At 64.1% G+C, this 21,353-nt stretch carries 21 protein-coding genes; 6 read left to right on the top strand and 15 right to left on the bottom strand.

The annotated features are described in order from the left end of the window. Positions 1-23: 23 nt before the first annotated feature. Positions 24-1,574 (bottom strand): trimethylamine methyltransferase family protein, encoded by a 1,551-nt coding sequence (locus X735_RS139900; protein WP_013532332.1) that lies wholly within the window; start codon positions 1,572-1,574, stop codon positions 24-26. 90 nt (positions 1,575-1,664) lie between these two features. On the opposite strand from X735_RS139900, the gene X735_RS139905 reads away from it, so the two are divergent. Both X735_RS139905 and mutL read left to right on the top strand, forming a co-directional pair. Beyond that, positions 1,665-2,492 carry a LysR substrate-binding domain-containing protein gene (locus tag X735_RS139905; RefSeq protein ID WP_023813569.1) on the top strand — a complete coding sequence of 276 codons (828 nt, stop codon included), beginning with the start codon at positions 1,665-1,667 and terminating at the stop codon, positions 2,490-2,492. A gap of 275 nt (positions 2,493-2,767) precedes the next feature. Further along, on the top strand, positions 2,768-4,642 hold the full coding sequence (gene mutL / locus X735_RS139910) for a DNA mismatch repair endonuclease MutL (protein WP_023813568.1): 1,875 nt from the start codon (positions 2,768-2,770) through the stop codon (positions 4,640-4,642). A 72-nt stretch (positions 4,643-4,714) separates the two neighbouring features. Here the strand turns inward: mutL and X735_RS139915 are convergent, their stop codons facing one another. The 4 genes from X735_RS139915 to X735_RS139930 all read right to left on the bottom strand — a co-directional run bounded on the left by X735_RS139915 (position 4,715) and on the right by X735_RS139930 (position 7,929). Further along, entirely contained in the window at positions 4,715-5,605 is an 891-nt protein-coding gene (locus X735_RS139915) for an EamA family transporter (protein ID WP_023813567.1), read from the bottom strand. A 12-nt stretch (positions 5,606-5,617) separates the two neighbouring features. Then, on the bottom strand, positions 5,618-5,944 hold the full coding sequence (locus X735_RS139920; protein ID WP_023813566.1) for a hypothetical protein: 327 nt from the start codon (positions 5,942-5,944) through the stop codon (positions 5,618-5,620). 58 nt (positions 5,945-6,002) lie between these two features. Beyond that, entirely contained in the window at positions 6,003-6,878 is an 876-nt protein-coding gene (locus X735_RS139925; RefSeq protein WP_023813565.1) for an alpha/beta hydrolase, read from the bottom strand. Positions 6,879-7,035: 157 nt separating this feature from the next. Next, positions 7,036-7,929, bottom strand: coding sequence for a DMT family transporter (locus X735_RS139930; protein ID WP_023813564.1), 894 nt, complete (start codon positions 7,927-7,929; stop codon positions 7,036-7,038). Between the two features lie 91 nt (positions 7,930-8,020). Between X735_RS139930 and X735_RS139935 the strand changes: the two genes are divergently transcribed. Next, on the top strand, positions 8,021-8,947 hold the full coding sequence (locus X735_RS139935) for a LysR family transcriptional regulator (protein WP_023813563.1): 927 nt from the start codon (positions 8,021-8,023) through the stop codon (positions 8,945-8,947). A gap of 42 nt (positions 8,948-8,989) precedes the next feature. On the opposite strand, the gene X735_RS139940 is transcribed toward X735_RS139935, so the two are convergent. Next, positions 8,990-9,625: a hypothetical protein gene (locus tag X735_RS139940; RefSeq protein WP_245273293.1), complete on the bottom strand. Its 636-nt coding sequence runs from the start codon at positions 9,623-9,625 to the stop codon at positions 8,990-8,992. Positions 9,626-9,701: 76 nt separating this feature from the next. Between X735_RS139940 and X735_RS139945 the strand changes: the two genes are divergently transcribed. Then, on the top strand, positions 9,702-9,935 hold the full coding sequence (locus X735_RS139945) for a DUF2093 domain-containing protein (protein WP_031213688.1): 234 nt from the start codon (positions 9,702-9,704) through the stop codon (positions 9,933-9,935). A gap of 121 nt (positions 9,936-10,056) precedes the next feature. On the opposite strand, the gene lpxK is transcribed toward X735_RS139945, so the two are convergent. The 6 genes from lpxK to X735_RS139975 form a co-directional block, all read right to left on the bottom strand. Then, positions 10,057-11,082, bottom strand: coding sequence for a tetraacyldisaccharide 4'-kinase (gene lpxK / locus X735_RS139950; protein WP_023813560.1), 1,026 nt, complete (start codon positions 11,080-11,082; stop codon positions 10,057-10,059). A gap of 1 nt (position 11,083) precedes the next feature. Next, complete coding sequence (gene waaA, locus X735_RS139955; protein ID WP_023813559.1) at positions 11,084-12,400, bottom strand: lipid IV(A) 3-deoxy-D-manno-octulosonic acid transferase; 1,317 nt, start codon at positions 12,398-12,400, stop codon at positions 11,084-11,086. Then, a complete protein-coding gene (locus X735_RS139960; RefSeq protein WP_013532344.1) occupies positions 12,397-13,188 on the bottom strand; it encodes a lysophospholipid acyltransferase family protein in 792 nt (263 codons plus the stop codon). The genes waaA and X735_RS139960 overlap by 4 nt, the downstream gene beginning before the upstream one ends. A gap of 5 nt (positions 13,189-13,193) precedes the next feature. Beyond that, positions 13,194-13,439, bottom strand: coding sequence for a DUF4170 domain-containing protein (locus X735_RS139965; RefSeq protein WP_013532345.1), 246 nt, complete (start codon positions 13,437-13,439; stop codon positions 13,194-13,196). A 103-nt stretch (positions 13,440-13,542) separates the two neighbouring features. Next, a complete protein-coding gene (locus X735_RS139970) occupies positions 13,543-14,358 on the bottom strand; it encodes a 3'(2'),5'-bisphosphate nucleotidase CysQ (RefSeq protein ID WP_023813558.1) in 816 nt (271 codons plus the stop codon). Then, entirely contained in the window at positions 14,345-15,688 is a 1,344-nt protein-coding gene (locus X735_RS139975; protein ID WP_023813557.1) for a TldD/PmbA family protein, read from the bottom strand. The genes X735_RS139970 and X735_RS139975 overlap by 14 nt, the downstream gene beginning before the upstream one ends. A 166-nt stretch (positions 15,689-15,854) precedes the next feature. Here X735_RS139975 and X735_RS139980 point away from each other — a divergent pair, with 166 nt between their 5' ends. Beyond that, positions 15,855-16,271 carry a VOC family protein gene (locus X735_RS139980; protein ID WP_013532348.1) on the top strand — a complete coding sequence of 139 codons (417 nt, stop codon included), beginning with the start codon at positions 15,855-15,857 and terminating at the stop codon, positions 16,269-16,271. Between the two features lie 23 nt (positions 16,272-16,294). Here the strand turns inward: X735_RS139980 and X735_RS139985 are convergent, their stop codons facing one another. Beyond that, the gene (locus X735_RS139985; RefSeq protein WP_023813556.1) at positions 16,295-17,545 is read right to left on the bottom strand and encodes an FAD-dependent oxidoreductase; all 1,251 of its coding nucleotides are present in this window, start codon (positions 17,543-17,545) and stop codon (positions 16,295-16,297) included. Positions 17,546-17,658: 113 nt separating this feature from the next. Then, positions 17,659-18,699, bottom strand: a complete 1,041-nt coding sequence (epmA, locus tag X735_RS139990; RefSeq protein ID WP_023813555.1) for an EF-P lysine aminoacylase EpmA — start codon at positions 18,697-18,699, stop codon at positions 17,659-17,661. 117 nt (positions 18,700-18,816) lie between these two features. Here epmA and efp point away from each other — a divergent pair, with 117 nt between their 5' ends. Next, a complete protein-coding gene (efp, locus tag X735_RS139995) occupies positions 18,817-19,386 on the top strand; it encodes an elongation factor P (protein ID WP_023813554.1) in 570 nt (189 codons plus the stop codon). Between the two features lie 56 nt (positions 19,387-19,442). On the opposite strand, the gene X735_RS140000 is transcribed toward efp, so the two are convergent. Beyond that, positions 19,443-21,320: a DUF3732 domain-containing protein gene (locus X735_RS140000; protein WP_245273292.1), complete on the bottom strand. Its 1,878-nt coding sequence runs from the start codon at positions 21,318-21,320 to the stop codon at positions 19,443-19,445. Positions 21,321-21,353 lie beyond the last annotated feature (33 nt).

Here is a 21,353-nt window from a genome sequence, read left to right as displayed (position 1 = left end):
TCCCTTGATCTTGGTTCTTCGCGTCAACTGACGCTGTCCGGCAGCCTCTCCTCGCGCCGCGCGATGAAATCCATCAGGCCATCGGCGATGCCTTCATCGAGCTTCGGCTCCTCGTAATCCGCCAGCATGTTGCGCGCCTTCTCGCGGCCGCGCGTGTCGTGGTCCTTCGCCCCTTCCGCCTTCCACTGTTCGAACGAATTGAAGTCCATGATCGAGGGCATGAAGAAGGCGGATTCGAAATGTTCGAGCGTATGCTGGGTGCCGAGGAAATGGCCCTGCGGTCCCACCTCGCGGATGGCCGCCATGGCTTCCTTGAAATCGTCGAACGGCAGACCGCCGGCATATTTGTACCAGCCGATGAGCTGTTCGCAGTCGGTGGCGAATTTCGAATAGCCGCAGGTCAGGCCGGCCTCGAGCCATCCCGCGGAGTGCCAGATGTAGTTGGCGCCGGCGAGGATGGCGGCATGCATCAGCATGTTCGCCTCGTAACCCGCCTGGGCGTCGTTGAGCTTCGACCCGACATGAAAGCCGGACGTGCGCCACGGCAGCCGGTATTTCCGCGCCAAGGCTCCCATCAGATACATCATCTGCGCCGCCTCGGGCGTGCCGCCCATCGGAGCGCCGGTCTTCATGTCCACCGTGACCATGAACTGCCCGTAGATCTGCGGCGACCCTGGGCGCAGCAGTTGCGTGAAGGCGACGCCCGCCAGCGCTTCCGCATTGACCTGCGCAACCGCGCCCACGGCGGACGCCGAAGTCGAGGCGCCGCACAGTGCGAAGGGTGCGAGGATCAGCGGCTGGTTGCTTCGCGCATAGACCTTCATCGCGTCCAGCATGGTGGCGTCCCACACCAGCGGCGAATTGCAGTTGGTGATCGACACCAGGACCGGATTGTCGCGGACGTAATCCTCGCCGAACACGATGCCTGCCATCGCCATCGTGTCTTCCGCCCGCTCCTTGGACGTGACGATGCCCATGAACGGCTTGTCGGAATGCTTAAGCGCGGAATGGATGATGTGGAGGTGACGCTTCGGTACCGCGATTTCCATCGGCTCGCAAATGACCGAACTCGATGAATGCAGCGCCGGCGCCATGTAGGCGAGCTTGTGGAAATTGTTGAGGTCGGCCAGCGTGCCGTAGCGCCTGTTGTTGTCGAGATCGCGAACATAAGGCGCGCCATACATCGGCACGAAGATGGTATTGTTGCCGCCCACCCGCACCGTACGCTGCGGATTCCTCGCATTGAGCGTGAACTCCGACGGGACCTTCGATACCAGCTCCATCAGCAGGGCCCGGTCGATCCGCACACGAGTTTCCGAGACATCCGCGCCCGCCGCCTTCCACAGCGCGATAGCCTCGTCGTCGCGGAATTCGCATCCCACCTCTTCGAGGATCAGGAGCGACTCCTCGTGGATCAGCTCGACCGCCTCATCGGGGACCATCTGGTAGACGGGGATCTGGCGGACCAGGGTCGGGAACGACGTTACGGGGGCTCCGCGCAGCGCCTTGCGCCCCAGGCGGCCGCCACTGCGGCGGTTGGCATGTTCGGTCACTTCAGGGGCCGGTGCGTTCATGGCAACTCCATTCCACTCATGAAGGAGCCTAGCGCGACAAAATGGTGATGTGACGCTGGAAAATCCTGATCTCTTGTATAAGCTCAGCTTATGCGAAGCCTGCGCCACCTCCTGCCCTCGGCCGGCAGCCTGATCGTCTTCGAGGCGGCNGGGCTGGAAGAGCAGCTTGGCGCCAAGCTGTTCCAGCGCCGCCACCGCCAGGTTCTCCTGACCGAGGCCGGCGAGCGCTTCCATGCCGATGTCTCGCTTGGGCTTTCGCATATCCGCAAATCGGCGGAGGATCTACGCCTGCAGGCGACCGGCGGTCATGTCACGCTGGCCGCCTCGACCGCGTTCGGTTCGTTCTGGATGATGCCGCGGCTGCAGCAGTTCCGCGACGAACTGCCGGGCATCGACCTGCGTATCCAGACCGCCGACCGCGACCTCGACATCATCGCCGAAGGCATTCCGCTCGGCGTGCGCGGCGGCGCGCCGCGGGACTGGCCGGACTATCACTCGTTGCCGCTGGCTGACGAGGAGATATTTCCCGTCGCCGGCACCAGCTATGCGGCAAAGTTCGGCCTGCCCAAATTCGCTGCCGAACTGGCCACGCACCGCCTCATCCATTTGGAGGAGCCGTATCGCGAGGCGGCCAGCTGGGACGAATGGTTCCAGTCGGCGGGCGCCAATCTCAGCGATACCGCGCGCGGCCTGCGCATCAATGACTACGGCCTGGTGATTCAGGGCGTCATGGAAGGCCAAGGCATCGCGCTCGGCTGGCGGCATCTCGCCGAGCGGTTGCTGGCGTCGGGCTTGCTGGTGCCGGTGACGGATCATGTGCTGAAGACCGGCAAGGCGTTCTATGTCGTCTGGCCGAAGAACCGGGAACTCAGCGACAACGCCCGCAAGGTGCGCGACTGGCTGGCCGCTCAGGCATGAGGGGCAGTGCCTCCCAGTCCCTTGGAAGTCGGCGGGACAGCACCCCCCTCTGTCCTGCCGGAGATCTCCCCGCAAGTGGGGAGATTGGCAGTTCCAGCCTCGCCACCCTTCCTGCAGCGCTGCAGATTGGCGAAAGCCGTGGCGACATCCGATCTCCCTCCTTGCGGGGGAGATGGCCGGCAGGCCAGAGGGGGGTGCTGTCCCGCCAGCATCATCGCTATTCCGCCGACATCGAATGCTTCCTCATCGGCGTCGAATCCGCCTATAGTGGCGCCATGCCCATCCGCCAGCTTTCCGAAACGATGATCAACCAGATCGCCGCCGGCGAAGTCATCGAGCGTCCCGCAAGCGTGGTCAAGGAACTGGTCGAGAATGCGCTCGACGCCGGTGCTTCGCGCGTCGAGATCGTCACAGCCGGCGGCGGGCTGAACCTGATCCGCGTCACCGATGACGGTTCCGGCATTCCCGAACGGGAGCTGACGCTGGCGATCGCACGTCATTGCACCTCCAAGCTCACCAAGGATATCAACGACATCCGCTCGCTGGGCTTCCGCGGCGAAGCGCTGCCGTCGATCGGCTCGGTGTCGCGACTTTCGATCCGCTCGCGCACGGCAGCAAGTGACAGCGCCGCCGAGATCGGCATCGAGGGTGGCCGCGTCCTGCCTGTCAGGCCGGCGGCGGCCAATCGCGGCACCACGGTCGAGGTGCGCGACCTGTTCTTCGCAACGCCGGCCCGATTAAAGTTCATGAAGGGCGAGCGCGCCGAAAGCTCGGCCACCAGCGATGTGGTCAAGCGCATCGCCATCGCCTTCCCCGCCGTGCGCTTCACGCTGGCCGGCTCGGACCGCTCGACGCTGGAATTGCCGGCGGCGGATGACAGCGCGGAAGGCAGCCTGCGCCGTGTCGCCCAGGTGATGGGCGCCGACTTTCCGGACAATTCTATTGCCCTCGACGCGATGCGCGAAGGCGTGCATCTGACCGGCTACGTGTCGATCCCGTCCTTCACCCGCGCCAACGCGCTGCAGCAATATGCCTATGTGAACGGCCGCCCGGTGCGCGACAAACTGATCGCCGGCGCCATACGCGGTGCCTACGCCGACGTCCTGCCGCGCGACCGCCATGCGGTGACGGTGCTGTTCCTGACGCTCGACCCGGCCATCGTCGACGTCAATGTTCATCCAGCCAAGGCCGATGTGCGCTTCCGCGATCCCGGCCTTGTGCGCGGACTGATCGTCGGGGCAATCCGACAGGCACTGGACGATGCCGGCGTCCGCGCCGCCACCACGGGGGCCGCCGGCATGATGGCGGCGTTCCGGCCAGGGGCCGCATCCTACGGCCACGGTGGAGCGGCAAACGGCCACCGCAGCTACGACGCGGCCTACCGCGCCTCGGGTCCGTCCGGCTTCGATCCCGCCCGGTCGTCGCAGCGGCCGCTCGATATGGGTTTCGAGGGTGCGGGCTTCCAGCAGCGCGGCTTGCATGAAAACGAGCAAGCGGCTTTCGATGCCGGTCCGCAGCATAGCGCCGATGCACGCGCAGGGCAGGATGAAGCGGCCGAGACGCTGCTCGGCGCGGTGCTGGGCGCGGCGCGCGCCCAGGTGCATGAGAACTACATCGTCGCCCAGACCAGGGATTCGCTCATCATCGTCGACCAGCATGCGGCGCATGAACGGCTGGTCTACGAGGCGCTGAAGAATGCGCTGCACTCGCGCCCGGTGCCCTCGCAGATGCTGCTTCTGCCCGAGATCATCGACCTGCCGGAGGAGGATGCCGAGCGGCTTGCGCTGCATTCGGAAACGCTGGCCCGCTTCGGTCTCGGCATCGAGCGCTTCGGCCCCGGCGCCGTCGCGGTGCGCGAGACGCCGTCGATGCTGGGCGAGACCAATGTCGGGCAATTGGTGCGCGACCTCGCCGACGAGATCGCCGACAACGACACGGTCGACACGCTGAAGGAGCGGCTGGACAAAATAGCCGCGACCATGGCCTGCCACGGCTCTGTGCGCTCCGGCCGCCTGCTCAAGGCCGAGGAGATGAATGCCCTGCTGCGGCAGATGGAGGCGACGCCCGGCTCGGGCACCTGCAATCACGGTCGCCCGACCTACATCGAACTTAAGCTGGCGGATATCGAACGGCTTTTCGGGCGGCGATAGCTGCGGACGGATTGCGGGCCATCGCTTCACCACTTGAGACCGGCAAGCCAAGGAGATCGGCCGACAATGCGGTCACCCGCGATTTTCGCCTGGCGGCCCGAGCAGCGCGATCGCAGCCGCCGCCAGCAGGAGGATCGCACCGGCGATTTCAGCCCAGCCGACCGCCTCGCCGAAGAGCCAGGCTCCGGCCGCTAAAGCGACGATCGGCGAAACGAAGGCGTAGAGCCCGGCACGGACGGTGCCCCAATCACGCATCAGCACGAGATAGAGCGTATAGGCGACGATCGTGCCAAACAGCGACAGGAACAGCAGACTGCCGATGGCGGCCGGCGTGTGCAGCGCCTCGAGCGTCTCACCCGAGATCGGCTCCAGCACGAGCGACAGCGCAAGCAGTGCAACACCGCCGATCGCAGCCTGGACCATTGTCAGCGCCAGTGGTTTGACCGCGCCCACCAGCGGGCGCGAAACCACGCTGCCGAAGCAATAACAAGCGGTCGCAACGACGATCGCAGCGAGCCCGATGCCGCTCGAACCGCTTCCCGCGCCAAGCCGCGTCCAGAACAGCCCAACCAGCCCAATGCTGCCGATAGCGAGCGCGGAAGCGTGGCGCCAGGTCGGTCGCTCCTCGCCGGTGAATGCGGCAATCGCGAACAGCAGGATCGGGATCAGCGCCAGGTTGACCAGCCCCGACAATCCCGAGGGCACGTGCTGCATTCCCCAGAAAAGCAGACCGTAGGTGCCGGTATTGACCAGCAATGCCGAGACCACCGTTCGCCCCGTTCGCCCGTGGGCGAATGCCGCGCCGGCTCCACGCACCGCTGTTGCCAGAAGCGCGGCGGTCAGCAAATAGCGCGCCGCCGCCAGCAGTAGCGGAGGCACGTCATTGAGACCGAGCTTGATCGCCGCCCAGGTCAGCCCCCAGATCAGCGACATCACCGCGAAGAAGGCGAGATTGCGAACCACCAGATTCGCCGCTCAGCGCAGTCCCTGACGATCGACAAGTATCCGGTGGATGTCGATCCGCTCCGGCAGCTCGATCAGGAACTCGGCATCGCGGTCCAGATGATGGACTTTGGTCGGTTCGCCTCTGGTAAAGGCCGTCATCGCTTGCATGTCGGCCCAATACGAGATGGTTGTGAACCACGTCTCGGCATCGCGGTCTTCGCGCAGCAATTGGACGCCAAGCGCCGTCTTCTCGAGGGGCGGAATACCCTCGGCACGCAGGTATGGCTCATAGGCGTCGGCGACGTCGCGGCGGGTGCGACCGCGCCAGATGCGCGCGATGGTCGGTTTGGTCGGCATGAGGTTCTCCTTCAGACAGGGGACAGCAACTGAGCGCAGCAAGCAACGCCGGGTGGGATCAGGCGTGAACACGAGCCAGGAACTCGCGGACCAGCGGCATCGCGTCGTCGAAATGTGTCTCGAGCAGCCAGTGACCCGCCCCTTCGATCAGATGCAGTTCCGCATCGGGCAGATCGCGATGATAGGCCCGTGCCGACGCCGCGGGCATATAGCCGTCCTCTGGCCCCCAAAGGATCAGCGTGGGCGGGTGGTATTCACGCAAATAAGCCTGGTAGCGCGGAAACCAGGTCAGATTGGCTTCCAGCTTCTCCATCAGACCGACGGCGATCTGCTGGCGAACCGGCGTGTTCATCAATGGCCAGTGAAGGCTCCAGAGATCGGGCGGCACGCGCGTGGCAACGTCGTCAGCCACTTCCCCGATGAACTCGGCCCGGAACCCATCCTCGCTCACGGCGGCCTCGAGCGGACGGTGCCTGTCGGGCGTCTTGTCGGTCCACCAAGCCTTGATCGTGGCGTATTTGGGGCCAAGCACGTCCTCGTAGATGTCGCCGTTCTGGATGATCAGGGCGCTGATCCGCTCCGGATGCGAGATCGCATGCCGGAGTCCTATCTGCGAGCCATAATCATGCAGCCACAAGGCGTAGCGTTCGAGACCGAATTCACCGGCAAGTTTGGAAAGCACGTCGGAATAGGCGTCGAAATCATAGCCAAAGGCGGCCGGATCTGGTGTGCCACTGTATCCGAAGCCCGGCCAGTCGAATGCAATCGTTCGCCAGCGGTCGGCGAGCGCCGGCATCAGTCGGCGGAATTGGAACGAAGAGCAGGGATAGCCGTGCGGCAACAGCAAGACAGGTGCTTCTGGCGGCCCTGCCTCGCGATAAAAAATGGATAGATCATCCAGTTGCATGCGTCGGTGCGTCGTTGCACCCGGCATTCGGACCTCCGTCGAATAAACACCGGCTAAACGCCTTTGACCGAGGGATCGTTCCGAATGAGGGAAACGGCAATATGGATCAGGCCGGATCTCCGGATGACCAGCAAGGCAGGCAAAGGCGCAACTCCCGCCCGGGGAATGGCTCCGACTTACCAAATCATCTCTTCAAATTCACCACGATGACACCGCCCAGCGCCAGCGCGCCGCCGATTATGCCGAGCAGCGTCGGGACTTCGCCCAGCCAGAAGAAGCCGATCAGCGCGGACATCGGCGAGACCAGATAGAGGAAGTTGGAGGCACGTGCGGCGGGCAGACGCGACAGCGCGGTCGCCCAGGCGGCATAGGCGATCAGGCTGGGCACGATGCCAAGAAAGATGACGGCGCCGAGGCCTGCCGTGTCGGCAACCGCCGCCTGCGAAAAGGCCGACGGCAGGAAGGGCGCCAAGCATAGTGCGCCGAGCACCATGTTCGAAGCCGAAATGGTCAACGGATGATGGCGGGCAAACAGCGGCTTCTGGACGATAGTGTTGACGGCCGAGCACAAGGCCGAACCAAGCACCAGAAGAGCACCGGTGTTGAAAGACAGGCCATGCCCGTCGGCCATGGCGATGACGCCAATGCCGGCGAAGGAAATCACCGTGCCGGCCCAGGCCATGCCCGAAAAGCGCTCGCCCAGCAGGACCATCGCCATGATGGCGGTGAAGATCGGGCTGACATTGATGATGAAGCCGGCGGCACCGGCCGAGACGGTCAGTTCGCCGAAATTGAGCATGACGGTATAAAGCGCGACGAAGATGGCGCCGCCAAAGACAAGGCGCCACACTTCGTCGAGCCTGGGCAGCACCGGGCGCTTGACGGCCAGGAAGATCGCCGCCGGCACCGCGGCGATGGCAAAGCGCAATGCACCCAATTCCAGCGGTCCGAAGGCGGCGAGACCGGCTCGGATGGCGGGAAAGGCAGAAGCCCAGCCGACCACCGTCAGCGCGACAGCAATGGCTGCCGTGGTGTCCATCCGCTGTGTCGAATTCAACGTGCCCGTCATCGCGCTCATCTCACTGCCCTCGTATTCTTCGGTCCTGAGAGGCAGAAAACGCCATTTCAGGCCAGTTGACAAACGACCAAATCGAGGATCACCTGTGACTATGGATCACAGCTCGGACACAATGGTGCCGCTCGAGACGCTGCGCGCCTTCGATGCGGCGGCGCGGACAGGCAGCTTTTCGGCGGCCGCCGAAAAGCTCAATATCACCCATGGCGCCGTCAGCCGGCAGATCGCCAAGCTCGAGGACTGGCTGGGATTGAAAGTCTTCGACCGTGGTGCGCGCGGCGTCTCGCTGACGATCGAGGGGAACCGGCTGCATCTGCGCACGTCGGAAGCCTTTGCGCTGATATCGACCCATTCCGACCGCTGGGTCGAGCCGCGTGGCACCGCCGTGGTGCGGCTGACCTCGATCCCCTCGGTCAGCGGGCTGTGGCTGATGCCGCGCATGGCGGCTCTGGAGAACAATCCCTCGAAGCTGCGCATCGTGCTCGATGTCGACATCCGCCAGGCCGACCTTGCCGATGAGGGTATCGATCTCTCCATCCGCTGTGGACGCGGCGGCATTCCGGGCCGCGTCTCGGTGCAGCTTTTCGAGGAACATGTCTTCCCCGTCGCGTCACCCGGGCTTGCCCGCGAGATCGGCCGCGGCGACCCGGCCCGGCTGCTCAAATATCCGCTGATCAACGATTCCGACGCGTCTGCCTGGCGCGCCTGGTTTGCCGCGCAAGGCATGGATTATCGCCCGCGCCCGCAGGACCGTCGCTTCGAGGACTACAATCTGGTGCTCGACGCCGCCGCCTATGGGCTCGGCATCGCGCTGGCACGCCCGCCCCTGACCGGGCATCAATTGCAATCGGGCCGCATCACCACCGTCGATGAGCGCACCGCGCTCAATCCGGTGTCCTACTGGCTCGACCGGCCGATCGGGCGGCCGCGTGCCGCAGCCGCCGACCTCGCCCGCCGCATCGCGGCGGAGGCCGGGCTGGCGCCGGAAAAGATCGAGGCGTTCATCGAAGCCGAGCGGTAGGCCTTCCGCCGGGCATATATCGAGAACCAGCCGATTCGAAGCTCAACGAAGCAACAACAGAACGAACCCGAGGATCACGGCTCCCAGCAAACCGGCCATTATCGAAACAAAGCCAATTTTCACCAGCAACTGCTCTGGGTTCGGCGCCGCACCGTGGGATTGATTGGCCGGCCTGTGCCTGCCCGCCAATGTACCCAGGGCGGCAGCATTGCGCGGGACTGGAGCCTGCGGCGGGATAAGCGACAGCAATGACAGCCCCGCAACCCTGGCAGGAGCATTGTCATTGGCTGTTGTCGAAGGCGGCAAGAAGGCTCGCAGTGTTTCGGCTTCGGGTTTTGCCTTTCTCGCCGCGATGGTCGCCAACGCCGCCTCTTCGCCCGTCTCAAGTTGGGCAAGATAGGCATCGACGATGCCAGCCGATGCGATCTGCTGCGATTTGACGGCCATTGGCGCGGCCGGCAAAGTCAACAGCGCTGGCGCTGTCTGTTGTGCGAGCAGAGACGGTGCCGGCGGTTGGACCAGCGCCTTGACCAGTGCCGCCATGACTGGATCAGCCTGCCCCGAGGGCACTGCCTGCGGCGTCATCACTTCCCTGAGCAACGCGGGAAGACGAGTGGAGGAAATGTCCATTGCGGCCTGCCAACACCATTTTTCCGCTTCACAATAAGCGTTCAGCATTGTCTCAGGCTTGTCGCATGCTTGACCTCGCCGGGAATTTATGGCGAGAAATCCTCATGAACCCTGGCGTCCCCGCATGATGAACCGTTTCGAAGGCCCCGGCGGCAAGGAAGCCCGCATCCGCTATCTGGATGGCGACTTCCAGGTTACCAGTCCCGGCGCGTTCGTGCGCTGCGCGGTGACAGGCGAAAGCATTCCGCTCGACGAGTTGAAATACTGGAGCGTCGCCAGGCAGGAGCCCTACATCAGCGCCACCGCCTCGCTGCGCCGCGAGATCGAGATGCATCCGGAGCTGCGTAAGCGCGGTTAGAGCAGTTCACCGTTTCACGGAACGGCGAACCGCTCTATCTCTTTGTTTTGACGCAATTCCCAAGGGAAAGCGCTATGCGCTTTTTCCGGGAAAACCGTTTCACACTTTTCCTAGAATTGCTTTAGCCTTTCAGCTTGCGCTGGCGCCAGGCATCGAGCGTCTCGTCGATGATGCGCTCGGGAACGTGGTCGAGTTCGAAGACCGTGTCGATCTCCAGCACCTCGAGCCGGTCGAGAAAGTCCTGTGAGGCGCCGTGGCGTAGCCGGGCGGCGTCCTTGGCGGTGGTGATGAGCACCAGCCCTTCGGCGCGTGCGGTCGCCGCCAGCTCGGCAAGTTCGTCCTCGGCATAGAAATGATGGTCCGGAAACGGCCGCGTCAATGCCAGTTCGCCGCCGGCTTCGCGCACCGTGTCGAAGAATTTCTCGGGATGGCCGATACCGGCGAAGGCGAGGAACCGCTTGCCGGCAAGCCCTGCCTTGCTGCTTGGCTCTATATGGGCCTCGAAGATTGGCCGGCCGGCGCGTGCCGCCTGGCGGACCACGGCGTCGGCGGCAGTGCCCTCGCCCATTTTCAACAGCCCGCTGGTGAAGACCAGCTGGTCGACGATTTTGGCCCTGAGCGGCCCGCCCGGAATGACGCGGCCATTGCCGATCCCATAGCGCGCATCGACGACGACCAGCGCATAATCGATGTGGATGCGGGCGCTCTGGAAGCCATCATCCATGATCAGGAAATCGCAGCCATGCCGTTCCAGCAGCAGCCGAGCGCCGGCGGCGCGGTTCGGCGTCACCGCCACCGGCGCGTGTTCGGCGAGCAGCAGCGGTTCGTCACCGACATGCCGGGCGCTGTCGTGATGGATATCGACGACATGCGGCTCGGCGAAGGAGCCGCCATGGCCGCGCGACAGGAAGCCTGGTTTGAGACGCATGCGCTTGGCCTGTTTGGCGAGCGCGATGGCCACCGGTGTCTTGCCGGTGCCGCCAACCGTGAAATTGCCGATGCACAGAACGGGTGCTTCGATCTTCTCGCGCTTGGCCCGCCGCATGCCGCGGCCGGCGGCGGCGGCATAGATGGCCGATAGCGGCGACAGCGCCAAGACCCGCCAGTCCGGCTCTTCCCACCAGAATGGTGGTGCTTCGGAGGCCACGCTAGCGCCCGTTCGCGCCCTTCAGGCGCGACTTGACGACCAGCGGCTGGATGTAGGGCTCAAGCGATTTCAGCGTGCGCGCCAGCGCGCCGCGCATCTCGTCGACGGTCGCTACACCCGCCGCCATCATCTCGTGGCGCGCCACTTCGTTGGTCAGGAGGAAATTGACGGCGCCGGCCAGCATGTCGCGATCGCGCACCAGCTTGGCGCCGCCGCTGTCGAGGAGACGCTGGTAGGCCTCGCGAAAATTCTGAACATTGCGCCCGGCGAGAACCGCCGTGTCGAGCATGGCCGGCTCCAGCGGGTTCTGGCCACCCTCGGAGGTCAGCGAGCGGCCGACGAAGGCGATTTCTGTCAGCCGGAGATAGAGCCCCATCTCGCCGATCGTGTCGCCGAGCAATATATCCGTGTCGGCGGCGATCCTGTCGCCCTTGCTGCGCCGCGCGACCTTCAGGCCCAAGCCGGAAATCTGCGCCGCAAGGGCCTCGCCGCGATCGGGATGACGCGGAACGACGATCGTCAGAAGGCCATGGTGGCGCTTGTGCAGCGTCGCGTGGACTTCAGCCGCGACCACTTCCTCGCCGTCATGGGTCGAGATCGCCGCCCAGGTCGGGCGCGTGCCTATCTGCCGCCGCAGCGTCGCCAGCGCCCGTTCGTCGACGGGCGGCGGCGAGGTATCGACCTTGAGATTGCCCGACACGGTGACCGGCCGCGCGCCGAGCGCCAGAAACCGCTCGCCATCGACATCCGACTGCGCCACGACGTGAGCCAGGTTCTCGAACAACGCCTCGGCGATGTTGGCCCGTTTCTTCCACGACTTGAACGAGCGGTCGGACAGCCTGCCATTGACCAGCACCTGCGGCACGCGGCGCGCGCCAAGCTCGAGGATGGTCATCGGCCAGATCTCGGATTCGGCGATGATCGCCAGGTCCGGCTGCCAGTGATCGAGGAACCGGCTGACCGCCGGCTTGAGATCGAGCGGTACGTATTGATGGATGATCCGATCACCGAGCCGCTCGTCGGCGACCTGCGCCGAGGTGACCGTGCCGGTCGTCAGCACGATGTTGACGCCGTAGTCGAGAATGCTTTCGACCAGCGGCACGACGGCTATGGTCTCACCGACGCTCGCGGCATGTATCCAGATCACCGGCCCGTCGGGGCGCGCGCGGCCGGCGACGCCATAGCGCTCGCGGCGGCGGTAGCGGTCTTCCTTGCCGCGCGAGGTGCGCCAGGCAACATAGGGCCCGACCAGCGGATAGGCTGCCGCACCCGCGAACCGGTAAGCCGACAGCATGGCCCGTGCCCAGCGGCCGCTCATCGCGGAGCATCCACGAGACGGTAGGCCTCGGCAGTCGCGGCATTGAGCGCGGTCGTCACTTCCTGGCGCTTGCGCTCCATTTCGGCGTCATCGGCGCCGGCCGCCACGAAGATCGGCTGGCCGATGACGATCGACGAACGGCCGAACGGCAGGTTGATGGTGGTCTTGTCCCAGCTCTTCTCCAGCACCTTGCGGCGGCTGGTGGTGATGGCGACGGGCACAAGCGGCCGGCCCGAGAGGCGGGCCAGGAGAACGATGCCAAGCCCTGCGTCTCGCGGCGTGCCGTGCGGAATATCTGCGATCATGGCGACGTTCTTGCCGACGGCGAGCGACTTTTTCAGGGCGATAAGCGCTTTTGCCCCACCCTTGTCGAGATGCCTGGCATTTTCCCGCCCGCCCGACCCGCGCACCGCCTCGATGCCGAATTTTTCCAGCATCAGCGCGTTGAGCTCGGCATCGGCGCTGCGTGAGACCATGGCGACCAGCGGCTTGCGCTTGGGATAATAGGCCGGCGTCAGCAGATGCTGGCCGTGCCACAGGGCTATGATGCCAGGCTCGAACTCGGTATAGGCGCCGCCCGAAAACCGCGCCGAGCCCTCGACGACGCGATTGGTGAGGCGCACGAACCGCACGAACTGGGCGAACAGGCTGGCAATGGCGTTCTTGACGAATCGCGACTGCGCTAGCGGTTGGCGAATCTTGCGCCAGAAGGCCTTGGTCGTGCGGCTGCGTCCCCTGCCCGTGGGCGCGGCATCGCTTGCTGGCCCTTTCGCCAGGTCATGCTCCATCGAAGTCAACCGGCAGCCTTGTTGTCGGGGTCCAGCAGCCGGTGCAGATGAACGACGAAGTAACGCATGTGGGCGTTGTCCACGCTGGCTTGCGCCTTGGCTTTCCACGCCGTGTGCGCGGATTGATAGTCGGGATAGATGCCGACGATGTCGAGCCCGTCGAGATCGCGGAATTCGGTGCCGCCAAGCTTCTTCAGTTCGCCACCGAACACCAGATGCAAAAGCTGTTTCTTTCCGTCTTCCGCGGCCATGTCGGTCCTTCACATATCGTGAGTTTGTGACAGGTCTAGACCAAAGCCGCCGACTTTGGAACCTTTAGGGCGAGATGAATTCATCTCGCCCGGGAAAACGCTTTCACGCGTCCAGACCGGCGATGACGCCGGCGAGCACGGCCAGCAATTCACCGCTGCCGGCAGCAAGGGCGCCGTGACGAGTCACCTCGCCGGCATAGAGCGGAGCACGGCCATGCTGGTCGAGCAACTGGCCGCCGGCCTCGCGCAAGATGAGATCGGCCGCGGCGATGTCCCAGTCATGCGCGTTCGGCTTGACGAAAGTGGCATCCAGCGCGCCATTGGCAATCATGGCCAGCCGATAGGCGAGCGAAGGGCTGTAGGGCGCCCGCTTCAGGCGCGCCTGCCATTCGGCCGGCATCAGGTCGGTCAACTGCTTCAGCCCGGAAATCTCGGCCGTGTCTGCCAGCTGGCGAACCGCAATGCGCTTGCCGTTGCGGAAGGCGCCCTGACCGGGCAGCGCCCAATAGGTCTCCTCCATCGCCGGGCATTCCAGCACGCCGGCCAACGTGCGGCCATGCTCGACGACGGCGACGCTGACACACCAGGTACGCTGGCCTTCCAGGAAACCGCGCGTGCCGTCGATCGGGTCGACGACGAAGGTGCGGCGTGCCGAAAGCCGGACCGGATCGTCAACTGTTTCTTCCGACAGCCAACCATAATCCGGCCGCGCCGCCAGCAATGTTTCGCGCAGATAGGCGTCGGCGGCATGGTCGGCCTCGCTGACCGGCGATGTGCCGCCCTTCATCCAGACTTGTGGGCTGTTGCCGAAGTAGCGCATGGCGATGACCCCCGCCTCGCGGGCGGCATCGCGCAGCAGCGGCAAGTCCCCAGAGGCGCCGGAGATGGCCCCGGCAGTGGTCAGGTCATGCTCCGGCAAGGGTCATGCCTTCGATCAGGAGCGTTGGGGCGGCGGTGCCGAAATTACGGTCGAGGTCATCGGCCGGCACCATGTTGAGGAACATCGTCTTCAGGTTCGAGGCGATTGTGACCTCGGCGACCGGATAGGCCAGCTCGCCATTCTCGATCCAGAAACCCGAGGCGCCACGGCTATATTCGCCAGTGATCATGTCGACGCCCTGGCCGAACACTTCGGTGACGTAGAAGCCGGTCTTGAGCGATTTGATCAGCTCTTCCGGCGACCGCTCGCCCGGTTCGATGGCGAGATTGGTGGAGGATGGCGTCACGGAGGAGCCGCCGCGCGCGCCGCGGCCGTTGGTGACGAGGCCCAGTTCCCTTGCAGCCGAGGTCGACAGGAACCAGTGGTTGAGCACGCCCTTCTCGACCATCAACAGCTTTTCGCCCTCGACGCCTTCACCGTCGAACGGCCGCGAGGCCTGGCCACGCAGCCGGAGCGGCTCGTCGGTGACGGTGATGGCGGATGCGGCCACCTGCTTGCCCATCATGTCGCGCAGGAACGAGGTCTTGCGCGCCACCGAGGCACCGTTGATGGCGCCGGCCAGATGGCCGGCGATGCCGCGCGCGACACGCGGGTCGAATACCACGTCGACCGGCCCGGTCGCCGCCTTGCGCGCGCCGATGCGGCGCACGGCGCGTTCACCGGCCTTGCGGCCGATGTCTTGCGGCGCGTCGAGATCGGCGAAATGCTGGCGCGAGGAGAATTCATAGTCGCGCTCCATGCCGGTGCCCTCGCCGGCGATGACGCTGGCCGAGCGCGAGAAACGCGAACCGACATAGTGGCCGAGGAAGCCGTGCGAGGTGGCCAGCACCAGACCACCCAGCCCCGCACCGGCGCTGGCGCCGGCCGAATTGGTCACGCCCTTGACGGCAAGCGCTGCCGCTTCCGCCGCCAATGCGGCTTCCTTCAACTGGTCGGCGGACACTTCGGTGGCGTCGAACAGATCGAGATCGCGCGTCTGTTTGGCCAGCAATGCCGGGTCGGCCAGCCCCTGATAAGGATCCTGCGGCGACACTTTCGCCATCGCCACAGCGCGCTCGGCCAGTGTTTTCGGGTCGGACGCCGCTGTAGCCGAGACACTCGCCACGCGGCCGCCGACGAAAACGCGCAGCGCGACATCCTCGCTCTCGGAGGCTTCGGTAGCCTCGACCTTGCCGAGACGCACCGACACGCCGGTCGAGCGGCCGCGCACGGCCACCGCGTCGGCGGCATCGGCGCCGGCCTTTTTTGCAGCCTCGACCAGAGCCGCGACGCGGTCGGTCAATTTTGCTGCGTCTGATATATCGGTCATGCCTGAAATCCTGCTGGTGCGGCCGGTGTGCGGCCGTTGCCCACCCATCTATTGTTCCGGTCCGGCTTGTGCAATGGCATAGGCTTCAATCAAAATGCAGGGTGGACGGTTCAAATCGCCAACCCTGTGACGCAAAATCGGTTCGCAGCCTGCACGGAGCATTTCGATGACGCCATTCCATCTCGCCTTTCCGGTCCGTGATCTCGATGAAACCCGCGTTTTCTATGGCGAGGTGCTGGGCTGCGCGATCGGCCGGTCGTCAGCGACCTGGGTCGATTTCGACCTTTACGGCCACCAGATGTCGGCGCATCTGCGGCCGCAGGCCGCACAGGCTCCCAGTGACGGCAAGGTCGACGGCATTGTCGTGCCGATCCCGCATTTCGGCGCTGTGCTTCTGATGGACGACTGGCAGCGCCTGGCGACGCGGCTGGAGGCGCGCGACGACATCGACTGGCTGGAACGGCCGATGGTCCGCTTCAAGGGCGAGCCCGGCGAACAGGCAACGCTGTTCATCCGGGACCCCTCGGGCAATGCCTTGGAATTCAAGGGCTTTCGCTCTTTGGAGCAGGTTTTCGCGCATTAGCTCAGATCGAGGGCATCGGTCGATCAACGGCCGAAACGGCCCGCCACGAAAGGTGCGAGCCGCGCCGGATCGCCGCGTCCGCCGATCAAGTCGGCGACCAGCCGCGCGGTGATCGGAGCCAGCGTCAGGCCGAGATGGCCGTGCCCGAAAGCATGGATTACGCGGGAGCTGCCGCGCGAAACGCCGATGACCGGCCTGGAATCCGGCAGGGACGGCCGGAAGCCGAGCCATTGCGAGGCAGGCGAGCCGAGCCCGGGAAAAATTTGCCTGGCGCCACGGTCAAGCAGCGCCAGCCGGCGCGGATTTGGCGGCGCGACCAGGCCGCCGAGTTCGACGGTGCCGGCGACCCGCAAGCGGCCAGCCATCGGCGTCAGGTAGAAACCAAGATCGACGGGACACACAGGCCGGTTGAGCAGCGGCGCGTCGGTGTGGAATTCCAGATGATAGCCGCGCTCGGTCTCGAGCGGAATCCTGTCGCCGGCCTGCGCGGCCAGTGCGCGTGACCGTGCACCGGCGGCGATCACCACCGTGCCAGCCTTGATGCGAACGCCGGGGCCGCTGAGCTGGACACCGCCAGCCTCGACCTGCAGCCCGGTGATCTCAACCTGCTTCACCGATGCACCACGGGCGCTCACCGCGCCCAGCAACCGCCGCATCACCATTGCCGGATCGGTGACATTGATCGAGTCGGGAAAATACACGCCATGCGCTGCTGTCGCCGGCAGGCCCGGCTCAAGTGCCGCCACCTCTTCCGGAGTCAGCACCTCTTGGTGGATGCCAAACCCAGCGCGCATTGCCCGGCCGCCGGCGCCAGCGGCAAAATCGCTCTCGCGGCGATAGAGGTAAAGACAGCCATTGCGGCGCAGCAGATCGTCCAGATCGGCCTCCCCAGCCATTTCCTCCCAGGCCGGGAGGGCGTCGGCCAGCAGTCCGGCGAGCGCCAGCGCATTGGCCCGGGTGGCCGCCGGCAGCGATTGCCGCATGAACCGAACGAGCCATGGCGCCAGCTGCAGCAGCGCCGGCCAGCGCAGCGAAAACGGGCTGTCGGGATCAAGCAGCAGCTTTGGCAACGCCCGCAGCACCGCAGGAGTGCCGACCGGCATGCAGGCATATTCGGCGATCGTCCCGGCATTGCCGAACGACGCGCCGGAGCCCGGCTCGTTCGGATCGATGAGCAGAACTTCGCGGCCGTCCGCGACAAGGCGAAGTGCCGTCGCCAGCCCGACAACTCCGGCGCCGACAATGGCGATTTCGACCGTTTCAGAAGCAGCCACTGTGGATCTTCCCGATTGACCTTGAAATCCCGTACCGATCATGTGGTCTCTTGGTTCGGGGTCACGGTCCAGTCTTGATCCCTGGAATCGAATAGGCCAGATCTTTCCGCGCCTCAGGCAACAGGCGTCCAGATCACGTCCTCGATCTTTTGCGCGCCGGTGGCCAGCATCACCAGCCGGTCGAACCCGAGCGCGATGCCGCTGGCAAGCGGCATGATGGCCAGGGCGGCGAGGAAATCCTCGTCCAGCGGATAGCGCTCGCCATAGATGCGCTGTTTCTCATCCATCTCGATGACGAAACGCCGGCGCTGCTCGTCGGCGTCGGTCAGTTCGCCAAAGCCGTTGGCGAGTTCGACGCCGCAGCAATAGAGCTCGAAACGCTCGGCGACGCGCGAGTCGTTCGGGCTCGGCCGCGCCAATGCCGCCTCGGCCAGTGGATATTCGCACAGGATGGTCGCCCGCCCCTGCCCGAGCAACGGCTCGATCTTTTCCACCATCACACGGCTGAACAAATCTGCCCAACTATCGTCGGGCGCAGTGCGCAGGCCGGCCTGGGTCAAAGCCGCATACAGCGCGTCGCGATCGGTGCTGCCGTCGGCGGCGACCGTTGCCAGCAGGTCGATGCCGGAATAGTGGGTGAAGGCGTCCGCCACGCTCAGCCGTTCCGGCTCGGCAAACGGATCGCAGTCGCGGCCCCGGAAAGAGAAAAGAGTCGCCCCTGCCCTTGTCGCGGCCAGCGCCAGAAAGGCCGCGCAATCCAGCATCAGGCTCTCATAGGCCTCGCCCACCCGATACCATTCGAGCATGGTGAATTCGGGATGGTGCAAGGGGCCGCGCTCACGGTTGCGGTAGACCGGACCGAAGCTGAAAATCCTGACTTCACCGGCGGCGAGCAGCTTCTTGCAGGCGAATTCCGGAGAGGTGTGGAGATAGAGCGGCGCCCTTGCACCGTCCGGCCCGACCGCTTCCGTGGCGAAGGCCGTCAGATGCGCCTCGTTGCCGGGCGAGACCTGCAGCGCTGCCGTCTGCACCTCGACGAAATCATGGGCGGCGAACCAATCGCGCAGGCTGGCGGCGATGCCGTTGCGCAGCATCAGCCGCGGGCGGCGGTCGGCATGAACGTCAGGCGTCCACCAGGGCGAAGCTTCGGTCATGCGGCTCGGAACATGGTGGAAGGGGGCTGGCGGCGGCGGCCAAGATGCGGTAGGCCCCCATCCAGCGCCGCACAAGCCGGCAAACGCCAGTCAACTCTTCTTGCAGGATATAAAACCGTGGTGAAAGTCATCGCCAGTTCGCTCCGCAAAGGCAACGTCGTCGAAAAGGACGGCAAGCTTTATGTGATCCTCTTTGCCGAAAACATCCACCCAGGCAAGGGCACGCCGGTGACGCAGCTCGATATGCGCCGCATCGGCGACGGGGTAAAGGTTTCGGAGCGCTACCGCACCACCGAACAGGTTGAGCGCGCCTATGTCGAAGAGCGCGAGCACACTTTCCTGTATCGCGACGGCGAAGGGTTTCACTTCATGAACCCGGAAAGCTACGACCAGGTGGCCGTCTCGGAAGGCGTGGTCGGCGACATGGCGCCCTACCTGCTGGAAGGCATGGCCGTGCAGGTGTCGCAGTTCAACGGCATTGCCATTTCCCTGGTGCTGCCGCAGCGCGCGACCTTCGAAGTGGTGGAAACCGAGCCGACGACCAAGGGCCAGACGGCGTCGTCCTCCTACAAGCCGGCCGTGCTGTCCAACGGCGTGCGCACACTGGTCCCCCCGCACATCGCGCCGGGCACCCGCGTGGTGGTGATGACGGCCGATGGGGCGTATGTGGAGCGCGCGAAGGACTGAGGGGGTCCTGGGGGTCACGAGCTTCCTAGCCAGCCCAGCATTTCGCCGGACTCGCCTTATGCGCTGCCAACAAGCCACTCTGGCGGAACGAGTTTCTCGTCACCACGCCATTCCTGCGCCAGAACAACACCCTGGATCTCACCCCAAACATCATCCCCAGCGTGGTCGAGGATAATCGCTTGAAGTTGCCCCTTTCCTCGCACGATCTCCCCGCCTATCGCTTCAAATACCTTTCTTACGGCCGCAATATCCTCATCGCGGGTGCGTCCGATATGAGGTTCTCCCTCTGCCGTATCAAAGCCTCGCGGGAAATAAACTTGACTTGGCTGATCATAGATCAACATTCCAGGAACCGGATGTGGCCCCTCGATGAAGAAGCGTTGCAGCGCTAACGTAATGGCAACATGATAGGCAAGCCAGTTTGCGCCGCTTCCAATTTCCCAGAGATAGTCCTCGCGCTCCGTGTGGATGACCTTGATTGTAAGATCGTTGATCACCAATTCTATTGGTGCGTTTGGCCACTCAGCATCTAGCTTTGGGATGATAGTGGCAGCAAAGGCTTCGACCTGCCGCAGAGCGTTCTGCGTTTTGCGCTGCACTTGGGTTTCTGAGTAAATTGCGCGAAGTTCATCTATGCGCGTTTTCAACAGCGAAACCTCATCGGCGAACGAAGACCCTTCCTCCGATCTATCAAACGACACCAGCGCTTGTTCAAGTCGTCCTATGAAGCGTTCGATCCTGTCCTGCCTATAGGTAAGGGCACGGACTTGCTCAGACTGTTGTTCCAAGAGAGCGATCTCTTGCCTAACTGCCGTAAGATTTGCGGTCGCCAACTCGACCTCTTCGCGCAGTCTAAGCCGCTCCTTGTCAAAAGTGTCTGACATGGTTGGCTGAGTGCGAAGTTGAACGTCTATCCCAGCCAGCGCTTCGGTTAGCGTATCGAGCTTGTCGCGACCACCATCGCCGAGTGCGACAAGGATGTCGCCTGCGTCGTCAGCGCGAGCCTTAAGCCACGGTGCAATGTTCAACCTGTCTCGCTGGATTCGGATAGCTGAACCGTATGCTTCGCTGCTCGTCAACAGCCGCTGAATTTCATTCAGCCGATGGCGTTGATCCGCAAGCTTTCCTGCTGCGTCGCTTTCGCGTTGTCGTAGCGCCTGCAGTTGCTCAATCGTGGGCTGGATAGACCCGATCGTTGCGAAAGATGTCCGCGTATTCGCTCTTGTGACACGTCGCAGTAGATCTACGACCTCGTTCCACTCCGTAGGAATTTGGGTATCGCTAGGCAGCAGACCAAACTCGACTGCATTGCGAAGCCAAGCTTGGGTTTCGGTTTGCCATGCCCGCACCGCTGTGCGGGCGGAAGCAAGAGCTCCTTCTTTCCGGCGCAATTCTCGATTGAGCCGATCCATTTCCCAGCGCGCCGCTAGCATCTCCGGCGTGAGAGCACCTAACACGTAAGGAAAGATCGCCTTTAGCTTATCTCGATGTTCAGATGTATCGGCGTTGAAAAACAACACCATGGGATTGGCCACTATATACTGTGGTTGAAACGCGAAAGCGATCAAATCGCGAAAGCTCACTCGCGCGACCTCACTCTCTGGATTCAGCCCGAGTTGGGACAGGCCAGCCAGTTTGTCTAGCATTCGCTTTACGATCTCAGCTGTGGTGTTCTTGTCAGGAGTCTGCTCCGGTACTTCGATGACATCCCCTTCAAGTATGAACATGTCCCCAGTCTGCCGCGCCTCCCCAGGCTCCCGACGGGCCAGCAACTTTTGCCCCTCGATAGTCTCGATCACGATGCCGAACCACGAACAAGCGTCGCGAATCGTGCCAACAGGGATGCTGCATTTCCCTGAAGCAAGGCAGTAATCGATGATTGGAATTACGGCGGACTTACCTGTTTTGGAAGCGCCACTGATAACATTGGCCATGCCGGGTTCAAATTCCACCACGCGTGGCGCATG

The organism is Mesorhizobium sp. L2C084A000 (assembly GCF_000502875.1).
GTDB lineage: Bacteria > Pseudomonadota > Alphaproteobacteria > Rhizobiales > Rhizobiaceae > Mesorhizobium.
The sequence above is the reverse complement of the archived record's forward strand: the minus strand, read 5'-3'. Positions and strand labels throughout refer to the sequence as shown.

Coding starts and splice junctions, on each gene's coding strand:
- X735_RS139900 (WP_013532332.1), bottom strand. CDS start 1,574: ATGAACGCACCGGCCCCTGAAGTGACCGAACATGCCAACCGCCGCAGT.
- mutL (WP_023813568.1), top strand. CDS start 2,768: ATGCCCATCCGCCAGCTTTCCGAAACGATGATCAACCAGATCGCCGCC.
- X735_RS139920 (WP_023813566.1), bottom strand. CDS start 5,944: ATGCCGACCAAACCGACCATCGCGCGCATCTGGCGCGGTCGCACCCGC.
- X735_RS139925 (WP_023813565.1), bottom strand. CDS start 6,878: ATGCCGGGTGCAACGACGCACCGACGCATGCAACTGGATGATCTATCC.
- X735_RS139930 (WP_023813564.1), bottom strand. CDS start 7,929: ATGAGCGCGATGACGGGCACGTTGAATTCGACACAGCGGATGGACACC.
- X735_RS139935 (WP_023813563.1), top strand. CDS start 8,021: ATGGATCACAGCTCGGACACAATGGTGCCGCTCGAGACGCTGCGCGCC.
- X735_RS139940 (WP_245273293.1), bottom strand. CDS start 9,625: ATGCTGAACGCTTATTGTGAAGCGGAAAAATGGTGTTGGCAGGCCGCA.
- X735_RS139945 (WP_031213688.1), top strand. CDS start 9,702: ATGATGAACCGTTTCGAAGGCCCCGGCGGCAAGGAAGCCCGCATCCGC.
- waaA (WP_023813559.1), bottom strand. CDS start 12,400: ATGAGCGGCCGCTGGGCACGGGCCATGCTGTCGGCTTACCGGTTCGCG.
- X735_RS139960 (WP_013532344.1), bottom strand. CDS start 13,188: ATGGAGCATGACCTGGCGAAAGGGCCAGCAAGCGATGCCGCGCCCACG.
- X735_RS139965 (WP_013532345.1), bottom strand. CDS start 13,439: ATGGCCGCGGAAGACGGAAAGAAACAGCTTTTGCATCTGGTGTTCGGT.
- X735_RS139975 (WP_023813557.1), bottom strand. CDS start 15,688: ATGACCGATATATCAGACGCAGCAAAATTGACCGACCGCGTCGCGGCT.
- X735_RS139980 (WP_013532348.1), top strand. CDS start 15,855: ATGACGCCATTCCATCTCGCCTTTCCGGTCCGTGATCTCGATGAAACC.
- epmA (WP_023813555.1), bottom strand. CDS start 18,699: ATGACCGAAGCTTCGCCCTGGTGGACGCCTGACGTTCATGCCGACCGC.
- X735_RS140000 (WP_245273292.1), bottom strand. CDS start 21,320: ATGGCCAATGTTATCAGTGGCGCTTCCAAAACAGGTAAGTCCGCCGTA.